General features: G+C 31.5%; 10 protein-coding genes. 6 read left to right on the top strand and 4 right to left on the bottom strand.

Translation table 11 applies throughout. The features are described 5' to 3' along the window. Positions 1–20 precede the first annotated feature (20 nt). Positions 21–1,394 carry a diaminopimelate decarboxylase gene (lysA, locus tag EU91_RS03580; RefSeq protein WP_032524588.1) on the bottom strand — a complete coding sequence of 458 codons (1,374 nt, stop codon included), beginning with the start codon at positions 1,392–1,394 and terminating at the stop codon, positions 21–23. Positions 1,395–1,478: 84 nt separating this feature from the next. On the opposite strand from lysA, the gene rimI reads away from it, so the two are divergent. The 4 genes from rimI to EU91_RS03560 all read left to right on the top strand — a co-directional run bounded on the left by rimI (position 1,479) and on the right by EU91_RS03560 (position 6,645). Next, the gene (gene rimI, locus EU91_RS03575; RefSeq protein WP_241433935.1) at positions 1,479–1,922 is read left to right on the top strand and encodes a ribosomal protein S18-alanine N-acetyltransferase; all 444 of its coding nucleotides are present in this window, start codon (positions 1,479–1,481) and stop codon (positions 1,920–1,922) included. A 179-nt stretch (positions 1,923–2,101) separates the two neighbouring features. Further along, a complete protein-coding gene (locus EU91_RS03570; RefSeq protein WP_032524589.1) occupies positions 2,102–4,630 on the top strand; it encodes an ATP-dependent Clp protease ATP-binding subunit in 2,529 nt (842 codons plus the stop codon). Positions 4,631–4,645: 15 nt separating this feature from the next. Further along, positions 4,646–5,737 carry an iron-containing alcohol dehydrogenase gene (locus EU91_RS03565; RefSeq protein WP_032524590.1) on the top strand — a complete coding sequence of 364 codons (1,092 nt, stop codon included), beginning with the start codon at positions 4,646–4,648 and terminating at the stop codon, positions 5,735–5,737. 8 nt (positions 5,738–5,745) lie between these two features. Beyond that, positions 5,746–6,645 (top strand): alpha/beta hydrolase, encoded by a 900-nt coding sequence (locus tag EU91_RS03560; RefSeq protein WP_032524591.1) that lies wholly within the window; start codon positions 5,746–5,748, stop codon positions 6,643–6,645. A 12-nt stretch (positions 6,646–6,657) separates the two neighbouring features. Here EU91_RS03560 and EU91_RS03555 read toward each other — a convergent pair whose 3' ends face one another. Both EU91_RS03555 and EU91_RS03550 read right to left on the bottom strand, forming a co-directional pair. Next, complete coding sequence (locus EU91_RS03555; RefSeq protein WP_032524592.1) at positions 6,658–7,515, bottom strand: phosphatidate cytidylyltransferase; 858 nt, start codon at positions 7,513–7,515, stop codon at positions 6,658–6,660. Positions 7,516–7,524: 9 nt separating this feature from the next. Continuing rightward, positions 7,525–8,922 (bottom strand): aminotransferase class I/II-fold pyridoxal phosphate-dependent enzyme, encoded by a 1,398-nt coding sequence (locus tag EU91_RS03550; RefSeq protein WP_032524593.1) that lies wholly within the window; start codon positions 8,920–8,922, stop codon positions 7,525–7,527. Between the two features lie 65 nt (positions 8,923–8,987). Here EU91_RS03550 and EU91_RS03545 point away from each other — a divergent pair, with 65 nt between their 5' ends. Further along, positions 8,988–10,646: an ABC1 kinase family protein gene (locus EU91_RS03545; protein WP_032524594.1), complete on the top strand. Its 1,659-nt coding sequence runs from the start codon at positions 8,988–8,990 to the stop codon at positions 10,644–10,646. A gap of 114 nt (positions 10,647–10,760) precedes the next feature. Further along, the gene (locus tag EU91_RS03540; RefSeq protein WP_032524595.1) at positions 10,761–11,255 is read left to right on the top strand and encodes a helix-turn-helix domain-containing protein; all 495 of its coding nucleotides are present in this window, start codon (positions 10,761–10,763) and stop codon (positions 11,253–11,255) included. Between the two features lie 13 nt (positions 11,256–11,268). On the opposite strand, the gene malQ is transcribed toward EU91_RS03540, so the two are convergent. Continuing rightward, the gene (malQ, locus tag EU91_RS03535) at positions 11,269–12,789 is read right to left on the bottom strand and encodes a 4-alpha-glucanotransferase (protein ID WP_032524596.1); all 1,521 of its coding nucleotides are present in this window, start codon (positions 12,787–12,789) and stop codon (positions 11,269–11,271) included. Positions 12,790–12,999 lie beyond the last annotated feature (210 nt).

Genomic DNA, 12,999 nt, shown 5'->3' on the forward strand with positions numbered 1-12,999 from the left:
CAAAATTAATTTAAATGTACCTAATTTTGTTTAATAAAGCGATCAGGTAAAACATCATATTTTAAAAGATCAGATGGACTTTCTCTTTTCTGAATAATCTCTGCTTCACCATTACAAACCAAGAGAGCTGCTGGCCTTGGAATCCTATTGTAATTGGAACTCATTGAATTGTTATATGCACCAGTACCAAAAACACAAATAAGATCTCCTGTTTTGCAATCTGCTAATTCTATCTCTTTAAATAAAACATCTCCAGATTCGCAGTGTTTTCCAGCAATAGTATATTTGTTTTTAGAATCTTTATTAAAGGGATTACTTACTAAACATGCAGAATAATTTGATTGATACGTTATTGGTCTTGGATTATCACTCATCCCTCCATCGACAGATAAATAAGTCCTAACCCCTGGAATTTTTTTAAAAGCCCCAATTTTGTAAATTGTTATGCCTGCTGTAGAGACAATAGATCTTCCCGGTTCACACATTAATAGAGGTAAATCTATATTATGTTTTTTACAAGATTTAACTACTGAATTGGAAATTGTTTTAACCCAATCTTCAATAGAAGGGGGGTCGTCATTTTCTGTATATTTAATGCCTAAACCGCCTCCAACATTTAGTTTATTAATGACATGGCCAAATTTTTTGGCTTCTAAAATTACATCTACCATTATTTCTCCAAGATCATTATGAGGGTCTAGTTCAAAAATCTGAGAACCAATATGCGCATGTAATCCTTTTAATTTTAAATGTTTAGTATTACTAATCCTGGCAAATAAAGTACTTAGATATTCAATTCCGAAACCAAATTTGCTATCAAATGATCCTGTTCTTATATATTCATGAGTGTGGCACTCTATCCCAGGAGTAAAGCGAATCATTATTTCTAAATCTCGATTAAATGAATTTGAGAGTTTTTCTAATCTTTCTAAGTCATAATCATTATCAACAATAACTTTAATATTATTTATAACTGCAAATTCTATTTCTTTGTCTGATTTATTATTCCCATGAAAAACAATTTTCTCATTTGGAACCCCACCTTGGAGAGCAGTTAATAGTTCTCCTTCGGAGACTGCATCTAGTCCAAATCCTTCTGAGGAAATAAGGTTACTCATAAAGATTGAACTATTTGCCTTGGAGGCATATATAGGTAGAGATTTCCCTGGGTAATGTTTCTCTAATGCTTCTTTGTACGCTTTACAAGATTTTCTTAAGGTGATTTCATCCAAAATATAAAGTGGAGAATCATATTTTTTAACTAACTCTTCAATAGAACATCCACCAACGGATAATATTCCATCACTTCCTATAGAAGTAGTGATGGGTACGATATTTTTATTAGGACTTTTGAGGTCAATTTTTTCTTTTAAAAAGGAATTTTTTTCTTCCATGGGAAAATTTTAAGTAGAGTCATTCTAAAGTTGTCATATTTTAAAATGACATTAAATTCTAACTTTTGATTACACATCTATTATATGATTTTATCTATTAGGAAGTTAAATGAAAAAGATATTGATTCATGTTATGACTTAGATTCAAATACGATTTCGTTATGGAGTAAAAAGCAATGGGCTAATGAATTTAAAAAAGGAGGTATAAAAGTCTTTGGGTTGATACTCTCAAATTTAGTTATAGGAATCTGCGTTTTTCATGTGGTGCTTGATGAGGCTCAAATAAATTATTTTGTTATAGACAAAAAATATAGGGAAAAAGGTTTTGGATCTTACCTTATGGATTTTTTAATAAAACAATGTGAAAAATTAAATATAAAAAAATTATTTTTAGAAGTCTCCAATACTAATTTCACAGCTGAGAAATTTTATAGTCGTTTTGATTTTTCTACTGTAGGTATTAGAAGAAATTATTATAAAGACGGTTCAGATGCTCTCTTAAAAGAAAAAAAATTGACAACTAAATAATTTGAAAATTTAATTGTGCGGATAACCAGAATGCCTGAAATTACTATAATTTGTTGCTATACCATTAAAAAAGTTAAATTTAATTCAGTAAAATATATTTTTGGGTATTCACAAAAGCTCATTCTGAACACAAAATTGTCTTATTGCTGGTAGGTTATTAGTAGAAATATAATCTTCTAATGTTTGAAAGATTTACCGAAAAGGCTATTAAAGTCATTATGCTTGCCCAAGAGGAAGCTAGAAGACTTGGTCATAATTTCGTCGGAACAGAACAAATTTTATTAGGACTAATCGGCGAGGGTACAGGTGTCGCAGCAAAGGTTCTTAAATCATTAGGTGTAAATTTAAAAGATTCAAGGATAGAGGTTGAAAAAATAATTGGCAGAGGTTCAGGTTTTGTAGCTGTAGAGATACCTTTTACACCTAGGGCGAAAAGAGTCTTAGAATTATCACTTGAAGAAGCTCGTCAATTAGGTCACAATTATATAGGAACTGAACATTTATTATTAGGATTAATAAGAGAAGGTGAAGGAGTAGCTGCTAGAGTTTTGGAGAATCTTAGTGTTGACCTTACAAAAGTAAGAACTCAAGTGATAAGAATGCTTGGCGAAACAGCTGAAGTTGGTAGTGGTGCTAATTCAAGTAAGGGAAATTTAAAAACTGCTACTCTCGATGAATTTGGAACAAATCTAACAAAACTTGCTAGCGAATCAAAACTAGACCCTGTTGTTGGTCGTTATGAAGAGATAGATCGGGTAGTTCAAATCTTGGGTAGAAGGACTAAAAATAACCCTGTTCTTATTGGAGAACCAGGCGTAGGTAAAACAGCTATTGCAGAAGGTTTAGCTCAAAGAATCCAGCTTGGGGATATTCCCGATATTCTTGAAGACAAAAGAGTTTTAACTCTTGATATTGGGCTTCTAGTCGCTGGAACAAAATATAGAGGAGAATTCGAAGAAAGATTAAAAAAGATTATGGAAGAAATTAAATCTGCAGGTAATGTAATACTTGTTATAGATGAAGTCCATACTCTAATTGGTGCTGGAGCTGCAGAAGGAGCTATAGATGCAGCAAATATCCTTAAGCCAGCATTAGCACGAGGTGAACTCCAATGCATTGGAGCTACAACACTCGATGAATATAGAAAACATATTGAAAGAGATGCTGCTCTCGAGAGAAGGTTTCAACCAGTAATGGTTGGTGAACCATCTATTGAAGATACAATCGAAATATTAAAAGGTCTTCGAGAACGTTATGAACAGCATCATCGCCTTAAAATTACTGATGATGCTCTAGAGGCTGCAGCTCACTTAGGCGATCGATATATATCTGATAGGTACTTACCCGATAAGGCTATAGACCTTATTGATGAAGCAGGTAGTAGAGTTCGTTTAATTAACTCTAAACTTCCACCTGAAGCGAAAGAAATAGATAAAGAACTAAGACAAATTCAAAAACAAAAGGAAGAATCTGTAAGGGATCAAAACTTTGATCAAGCCGGTCAACTAAGAGAAAAAGAGATGGAATTGTCTGCCAAAATCAAAGAGGTACTTGAAAATAAAAAAGAATCTGTAACTGAAGATGAATCCAATACCGATATTAACTTAGCAAAAAGTGATTCAAAACTTTTGCAAAACCCTATGGTTAATGAAGAGGATGTAGCACATATTGTTGCATCTTGGACCGGTGTACCCGTTCAAAAATTAACTGAAACCGAATCAGTTAAACTCTTAAATATGGAGGAAACACTTCACCAAAGGTTAATTGGACAGGATGAAGCTGTAAAAGCTGTTTCTAGAGCTATTAGAAGAGCAAGAGTTGGTTTAAAAAATCCTAATAGACCTATCGCAAGTTTTATTTTTTCAGGTCCCACTGGTGTAGGTAAAACTGAATTAACTAAATCACTAGCCTCATATTTCTTTGGTAGCGAAGAAGCAATGATTAGATTAGATATGTCTGAATTTATGGAAAGACATACAGTAAGTAAACTTATAGGTTCTCCTCCAGGGTATGTTGGTTTTAATGAAGGTGGTCAACTTACAGAGGCAGTCAGGAGAAGACCTTATACAGTTGTATTATTTGATGAGGTAGAGAAAGCTCATCCAGATGTATTTAATTTATTATTGCAACTTCTTGAAGACGGCAGATTAACAGATTCCAAAGGTAGAACTGTCGACTTTAAAAATACTTTGCTAATAATGACTTCTAATATTGGTTCAAAAGTAATTGAAAAAGGTGGAGGAGGTCTAGGATTTGAGTTCTCTGGTGATTCTGTTGAAGATAGTCAATACAATAGAATCAAATCATTAGTTAATGAAGAATTAAAGCAATATTTTAGACCTGAATTTTTAAATAGACTTGATGAAATAATTGTATTCAGGCAATTATCTAAAAATGAGGTTAAAGAAATTGCTGAAATTATGTTGCAAGAGGTTTTTGCAAGATTACAGGATAAAGGTATTAAATTAAGCGTAACTGATGCTTTCAAGGAAAGACTAGTTGAAGAAGGATATAATCCTTCTTATGGAGCAAGACCACTTAGGAGGGCTGTAATGCGCCTTTTAGAGGATAGTTTGGCTGAAGAAGTTCTTTCTGGAAGAATAAAGGATGGAGATAAGGCTTTAGTTGATATAGATGATAATAAAAAAGTTACGATTAACATCTCTCCTGAAGAATCTCCTCAAGAATTAGCAAGTGCTAACTTTTAATTACTTAAAGTAAATATGCAGTCAATCTCTCCAGAAACTATATACAGGGGAAATTATGCTTGGGAAAAATCTTTACCTAAAATCACTAAATTAACTAAAACTCCTTTAATTTTAGGCAGGGGAACTCATACGTATAATTTGAGAAATAAAATTTTCCATGACTTAAAAAATCAAAACCTCGATGTTAAGTTTGCTAATTTAGAATTTGACTGTTGTTATGAAGACATTTCAAATGTAAAGAATATCATTTTAAAGAATAATCATGATTCTGTGATTGCTGCTGGGGGAGGTAAAGTCCTAGATTCTGGGAAATACATAGCCCATTGTCTTAATATTCCATGTATTACAGTGCCTCTTAGCGCCTCTACATGTGCAGGCTGGACAGCCTTATCAAATATATATACAAAAGATGGCCAATTCATAAAGGATGTTGCGTTAGGATCTTGTCCAAAAATCCTAGTTTATGATCATAAATTTATTCAAACAGCTCCATCTAGAACTCTTGCTAGCGGAGTAGCAGATGCTTTGGCAAAATGGTATGAATCCTCACTAACAAGTTCAACAATAGAAGATGGTCTTGTTCAACAAGCAATCCAGATATCGAGAGTTTTAAGAGATCAACTATTAATTGATGGAGAAAAAGCATTTAAAGATCAATTTGTAAATAATATTTCTTGGCGAAATACTGTAGAAGCTTGTGGACTTACAGCCGGATTAGTAGGTGGTATTGGGGGAGAAAAGTGCAGGACTGCTGCTGCACATGCTATTCATAATGCAATTACTCAGATAATTACCCCAAACAAATCCTTACATGGTGAGATAGTTGGTGTCGGATTATTATTGCAATTAAGACTAGAAGAAATGAAAAATAATAATAAATTAGCTGATCAATCAACTAAACAATTGTTGTTACTTATGAAACAATTGAATTTGCCAACTACTATTGCGCAACTTGGAATAAATGTTTTTGAAGATAATAATTTAGAGAAAATTGCTGATTTTACTTGTCGACATAAATCTGAGATTCACTTTTTGCCTTTTGAAGTTCATAAAAAAGATATAATAGAAGTAATTGCAAATTTTGAAAAACAAAAAATTAAAATATAATTATTTTTTTGACTGAATCCCATTTCGAACAACTTAGTGATTTAAATGTTGATTTTTTTGAGACTGCCAAAAATTCGCTTTTAGACCCTTTAGGTCTTTATTTGGCAAACGATGTGCAGTGGATCAAACTCAATGAGAACTGGAACTCTTTGAAATTCCCCGTGGTAATTGGAGGAAAAGGTCAACCTATACTTCTTCTCCATGGCTTTGACAGTAGTTTTTTAGAGTTTAGGAGAATATATCAATCATTAAAAAGAAATTTCCAAGTCATAATTCCTGATTTATTAGGGTTTGGTTTTAGTCCTAGGTGCGCAACAAATGAATATAATCCCTCTAAAATAATTTCATATTTAATTGATCTCCTTAAGACCTTACAAATAACAAAGAATCTAAAAATTATTGGTGCCTCTATGGGAGGCTCAACAGCATTAAAACTTTCTTTTGAAATCTCTGACTCTATCGATAAAATTATACTTTTATCTCCTGCCGGACTTTTTGGAGAACCTAAGAGTATACCTTTCCCTCTTAATTATATAGGGGCCTCATTTCTGGGATTACACCGGGTCAGAAAAAGTCTTTGTAGGCAAGCATTTGCTTTCCCAGATCAATGTGTTGGTGAAATGGAAGAGCAAATTGCTTCAATTCATTTAGGTTGTCAAGGATGGAGGAACTCACTCGCATCATTTGCAAAAAGTGGTGGTTTCGCTGGGACACAGAAATATATTCAAAATATCCCAATAAAAGCAGTATGTGGAGAAAATGATCGCATTCTTGGGAAAAAAGAGATTAAAAAAATTAAAAAAATTGATAAAATAGATTATATCGGATTGCAAAATTGTGGTCATCTACCTCATGTAGATTTACCATCATTATCTACTAAAATTATTCAAGATTATTTTTTGGAATAAAAAATTTCATAATTAATTTAGATACTTAATGATTATAAAAATGTAATACAAAACAGAAGGAGTAAAAATGTAGCTATCTATTCTGTCAAGAATGCCTCCATGTCCTGGTAAAAAAGTTCCTGAATCTTTTACTTTTGCATCTCTCTTCATCATTGATTCAATTAAATCTCCAACTAATGCCATAAGAGAAATTAAAATTCCATATAAAAATCCAACTAATAATGCATTTTCCCAATTAAGTAAAAAAGCGAAAAATATCGCTAATAAAATTGAACATGATATTCCTCCAATTAAACCTTCTACTGTTTTGCTTGGAGATATTGGAGAAAGAGATTTTTTACCAAATGACTTACCAAAGAAATAAGAACCAATATCACTAGCTACAATTAAAAAACAAGATGTTAAAGTTAAATGAAGACCTGTAGTACTAGATAAGTTTTCAAAAGAAATAATACCTTGATTTGAAATTAAAATCACTGAATCTAATCCCCTTAACTTAATCCAGTAGCTAGGTAAAAAACCTAAATAAAATAAACCAAAAATAGAAGCTGCAATGTCGGAAATTGTGCCAGGCTTTGGTTGCAAAAGTAGCCAAGTGCATATTACAACTGAACAGATAGGCAAAATTGAATTTGATATTTCCCCATTAATCAAACCTATGGTCTCAAGATAAGTAGAAATTATAATAATGATAGATGAAAATAATGTGGTTTTAGTAGCTGGTTTTATACCTTTAAATTCAGCCATCCTAAAGAATTCTAATAATGCTAAATAAGTAAGCAAGGCTATTGCTAATGTAAAAAACCATCCCCCTAACAAAACAACAATTAAACCAAATATTCCTATAAGTAATCCGCTTCTCAATCTCATATCAAATTTCTATGTTTTTATGACTCTTATATTAAAATTTAACAGATCTTTGTTCCATAAACTTTGATTATTTATCCAATTAAATCTATCGATATCAATTTTTTCTCCAGGAACTATCAGAGGTATTCCAGGAGGATAAGGGCAAATAATATCTCCAGATATTTTATTTAATGATTGCGAAAAAGGAATAATCCGAGTTTCACTTCTCCAAGCATTTCCAATTTGGATTTCTGGTTCTTGAACTAAATTAAAGGGCGATTGGAGTGCTTTAAGAGCCTCAAATTTTTTTGAATTTAATAGTAATTTATTCCATAATTTTACAAATAAACTGAGAAAATCTTTTTGATTCGCAAACCCTAAGCAAAAAGTTAGAGTCATCATTTCTGGTAATTCAGCAATAAGGCCATTTTTATAAAAAAAATTATCAGCTGTGAAACCATCAATGCCGACTTTAGATGTATTCAATACTATTTTTAAGGGGTCTTGGGTTTCTATGAGAGGAATATTCTTTTGGATTAATTTTTTGTATATACTTTTTGCCTCCAAAATTCTTTTTTGGTATTGTGATAAGCTTTTTTTATTAAGCCAATCTTTAATAGACTCTTCACAAGAAGACAGTAATAAGGAGCTAGGACTAGTAGTTTGCAACATATTAATACTCTTGATTAAATTTTGCTCATTTACTAGATCCCCTTTGTACCAAAGTGCAGCAGTTTGAGTCAAACCATTTAGTGATTTATGCAATGAATGAACGACTAAATCAGCATTTGATACTAAAGCGGATTTTGGTAGGTTAAGATTTTCACAAAAAAGGAAATAAGAACCATGGGCTTCATCAACTAAAACAGGTAAATTTTTTTGATGACAAAGATCTATTAAAGGCCTTAAATCTCCTGCGAAACCTTGATAAGAGGGACTTACAAGAATTACACCTACAACTTTTTTCTCATTAAAATTTATTTTTTTAAATACATTTTTTAACCAGTATTTTGTGATTGGTTTGTAATGTCCGTTTTCTGAAGAAAAATCTAGGTCAAAGAATATGGGCTGTATGTTCTGCATCGCACAAATTTTTATAACACTTATATGAACATTTCTAGGCATCAGGATAGTTTCGCCAGGATTTGCCATCGCAATTACAGCTGATTGTATTAATCCAGAAGCTCCATTAACTCCAAAAAAACAACCTTTCGCCCCAAATCTCTCAGAGAATTCTATTTGAGTTTTGGCAATTAATCCGCTTTGGGATAGAGGTGAGCCTATTTCAGGTAGCTCCGGTAAGTCCCAATACCCAGGCTGTTTTTTTAATAATTTTACTAATTTCTTAGGTAAAGCAGCCCCTCGGTTATGAGCGGGAAAGAAAAGTGACTTTAAAAATTTTTTAGTTAGAAAAGAAGAAATGCTCATAAAGTATTATTGACATATATAGAATGAACTAATTAAGAATCCTTCTTCGATATTTTTTAACTTTAATGGTAAGTTCTTATTCGCAATACTCAGCAAAAGGTGACTTGATTTGGTTGATTTTAAGACCATGGATTTTTATCCCAAGAGTTTTATATATCCTTTTAACTTTTATTTTTCTTTTTTTAAGAATACTTTTTCAAGGTAACAGTAAAAATAAAAATGTTCAAAAAAATCTTTCAAAATATCTTTTTGATGTAATAACAGATTTAGGACCATGTTTTATAAAGTTGGGACAGGCACTTTCAACTAGACCGGATCTTGTTAGACAAGATTGGCTGACAGAACTTACCAATTTACAGGATAATCTACCAGCATTTGATCACAAAATTGCTTTAAAAATTATTGAAGAGGAACTTGGAGCGTCTCCAAATGAATTATTTGATGAGTTTCCTGATAATCCTATTGCCTCAGCAAGCTTAGGTCAGGTTTACAAAACAAAAACAAAAAATAATACTTATGTAGCTGTAAAAGTACAAAGACCAAATTTATATTTTCTTATAAGAAGAGATGTCGTGATATTAAGGTTTTTAGCAACTTTTTTGTCACCATTCCTACCATTAAATATTGGTGTCGGAATTGGAGAAATAATAGATGAATTCGGTAAGGCACTTTTTGATGAAATTGATTATGAAAAAGAGGGTAAGAATGCTTTAAAGTTTGCAAATTTATTCAAAGATAACCCAAATGTTTTTATCCCTAAATTCGAAGAACAGTTTTCATCAAAGAGAATTATTACAACCTCTTGGATTGATGGGGTTAAGTTAAGAGATAGGGCTTTATTGGAGGAAAATAACTTAGTACCTTCTTCTTTTATAAAAACTTGTGTAATTAGTGGTCTTCAACAATTATTTGAATATGGATATTTTCATGCTGACCCACACCCTGGGAATATGTTTGCACTTAAAGGGGGGAATGCAGATTATGGAAATTTAGCTTATGTAGATTTTGGAATGATGGATACAATTACAAATTCAGATAGACTCACTCTTATTAAGGCTATTGTTCACATAATAAATGATGAATATTATCTTCTCGCAAAAGATTTTCAGAAATTAGGGTTTTTAACTAAAGAACAGGATCTTCAAAAACTTGTTGAACCATTAAAAGAAGTTTTAGGTGGATCTTTTGGCGCGCAAGTCGGAAATTTTAATCTTAAAAATGTAACTGATAAATTCTCCAAACTAATGTATTCATATCCATTTAGAGTGCCAAGTAGGTTTGCATTAATAATAAGAGCAGTTGTTAGTCAAGAAGGTTTAGCACTACGATTAGATCCTGAATTTAAAATTTTAAAAATCGCATATCCTTATATAGCTAAAAAATTACTTACCGATAATTCTGAGGAGATTTTAGAAATTCTTTTGGAAGTTGTTTTTGATAAAAAAGGTCGAATTCAAGTAGAGAAGGTAGAAAGTTTACTAAATATATTATTTCAAGATTCTGAAAATATTAATTCAGACCTCATACCGGTTGCAAATGCCGGTTTAAAGTTAATTGTAAGTAATAAAGGATCCGAAGTCCGGAAGAATCTTCTTTTAAGCCTTATAAGAGATGATAAATTAGAATTAACTGATGCGAAAAAACTTTTAAGTTTAATTAGAGAGACATTTAGCCCTTTGAATATTGCCAAAAGTGCAGTTCAAAATATTATTTCTCCAGTTTAGTTACTATATTTACTTCTAATAAATTTACTTATAAATTTAAAAGGATTAAAATATAGTTAATCTTTTACTTTTGAAATTGAGTAGTCAAATAATTAATGAAATTGGAGAGATGGAATGAATATTTTTAAAAATCTTTTTTTATTTAAAAAACAATCTGTGATTATGAATGAAGTAAGTCATGGATTAGTTGATCAGTATGGCGAAATCGCAAAGTTAGTAAAAGAAGCGAGAATCCAAAAGAATATAACAATTCAAGAATTGGCAAGTATTTCAAAAATCCCAGAACAAACGATAATTTCTATTGAAAATAATAAAAAAAATACTAGACCAAAGTATCCATTTATAAGATCAATATTAATAAAATTAGAGGAATGCTTAGGATTAAAAAAAAATTCATTAGAAAAATTAGCAATTAGAGAAGGAGAAACTTCCAAGAAAGAAAACAATGATTTTCTTATTAACAAATTCGATCTTATTAATACTTGGCAAGGTAGTCTTTTGTATTTTTTTATATTGGTTTTAACAATATTTATTCTGAAAAGATACTTTATTTTAAATGTAAATATTATTGAGGTTCAAAATATTGAAAATAAAATCATTGACAAATAATCTTAAATTAGCCTTATTTTAATGTTCTCCCAAAATTTTTTCCTAGCTCACTAAATATTTTAATATCGTCTTCAATTTCTTCTAAAGGTTTATTTAACTTCCATTTCCAGTTATTTTTTGTAGTACCAGGTCTATTTAATCTACTGGAGTCATCTAGAGATAATACATCTTGTATTGGAACGATAAATAAATTAGCGTTTGAAGCCATTCCAATTTCTATTAGCCCCCAAGAAGGGTTCTCTGAAAAATTATATTCATCTAATATTCTTGTTTTTGAGTCATTGTCTAAACATTCCCACCATGAAATAGAAGTAGAGTTGTCATGGGTCCCTGTATAAACAACCCAATTTTCTCCATCAATATTCTTAGGTAAATAAGGGTTATCCTCATTGCCATCAAAGGCAAATTGTAAAATTTTCATGCCAGGAAGTTCAAAATTCTTCCTTAATTTGTCTACATCTGGTGTTATTACTCCTAGATCCTCAGCGATAATTGGTAGATAGTAAGCCCCTAAATCTTTTTTTAGATTATTCAGTAGATTTCTACCTGGAGAATTTATCCATTTGCCGTGAATTGCCGAATCAGAATTGCCATTAACTCTCCAGTATCCCGCTAAACCCCTAAAATGATCTAATCTCAAAAGATCTACTAGTTCAAATTGCCTTTTAAATCTTTTTCTCCACCAATCGAAATTAGTTCTTTTATGTTTTGACCAATAATAAGTTGGGGTCCCCCATAATTGTCCTGTTGATGAAAAATAATCAGGTGGCACGCCGCTTTGAAAGATTAAATCTCCATTTTTAAGAATTGAAAATAATGATTTATTGCTCCATACGTCGGCACTGTCCCTAGAAACATAAAAGGGCAAATCTCCTATCAGCTTAACTTTATTTAATTTTGCAAAATTTTTAATGGATTTCCATTGCTTATCTAGATGCCACTGTATGAGTTTTTTAATTAGTATCTCTTTACTTTTCTTTTTGATCCATGATTTTAAAAACTTGTCATTTTTTACTTTGAATTCTTGCGGCCATCGCCACCAAGGCAACATATTAAATTCCTCCCTTATCACAACAAATGTTGCATAATCTTCAACCCAAGAGTTCATATTAGTCCATTTATAAAAATCAAGTTTTCGCTCTTCAGGCTGGGAGTTCCAACTCTGCAGAAGGTGGCGACCTATTTTTTTTGTTGAAATATCAGCAACATCAAAATCAAAATGATTCTTGTTTTGATTTATAGGTCCTAATTCATCTTTGTTTGAAATGAAGATAAAACCTTTCTCGACTAAATCATCTATGTCCAAAAACCATGGGTTCAGCGCAAAACTAGAGGGTGAACTATAAGGTGACCCCGTAGAGTCAGTAGGTGTTAGAGGTAAAAATTGCCAATATTCAATACCATACTTATGAAGCTTTTTTATCCACTCTTTAGCTCCTCTTCCAAAAGTTCCACAGACTGTTCCTCCGGGTATACATGAAGGATGCATAAGTATGCCTAATGATTTTTTTGGAAGAACTTTTTCTATTTGCATGGGTTGTTAATATGAAAATCCTCTGCAGTTAAAAGCTTTTGTGCCTCTAAATTCAACGATATACAAATTTTTTTTAATTGACAAATGACTTGCCTAGAGTTTTTAGTCTAAATAAGAAATTCGTTTGTTAATCCGCATTATTCTATATTTTGCTTAAGAGATGTGACTTTTGAAAGGATCTAGTAATTTTTCTTTTGCTAAATTCCGATA

Source organism: Prochlorococcus marinus str. GP2 (genome assembly GCF_000759885.1).
Taxonomy (GTDB): Bacteria; Cyanobacteriota; Cyanobacteriia; order PCC-6307; family Cyanobiaceae; genus Prochlorococcus_A; species Prochlorococcus_A marinus_J.

Coding starts and splice junctions, on each gene's coding strand:
- rimI (WP_241433935.1), top strand. CDS start 1,479: ATGATTTTATCTATTAGGAAGTTAAATGAAAAAGATATTGATTCATGT.
- EU91_RS03570 (WP_032524589.1), top strand. CDS start 2,102: ATGTTTGAAAGATTTACCGAAAAGGCTATTAAAGTCATTATGCTTGCC.
- EU91_RS03540 (WP_032524595.1), top strand. CDS start 10,761: ATGAATATTTTTAAAAATCTTTTTTTATTTAAAAAACAATCTGTGATT.
- lysA (WP_032524588.1), bottom strand. CDS start 1,394: ATGGAAGAAAAAAATTCCTTTTTAAAAGAAAAAATTGACCTCAAAAGT.
- EU91_RS03565 (WP_032524590.1), top strand. CDS start 4,646: ATGCAGTCAATCTCTCCAGAAACTATATACAGGGGAAATTATGCTTGG.
- EU91_RS03550 (WP_032524593.1), bottom strand. CDS start 8,922: ATGAGCATTTCTTCTTTTCTAACTAAAAAATTTTTAAAGTCACTTTTC.
- malQ (WP_032524596.1), bottom strand. CDS start 12,789: ATGCAAATAGAAAAAGTTCTTCCAAAAAAATCATTAGGCATACTTATG.
- EU91_RS03555 (WP_032524592.1), bottom strand. CDS start 7,515: ATGAGATTGAGAAGCGGATTACTTATAGGAATATTTGGTTTAATTGTT.
- EU91_RS03545 (WP_032524594.1), top strand. CDS start 8,988: ATGGTAAGTTCTTATTCGCAATACTCAGCAAAAGGTGACTTGATTTGG.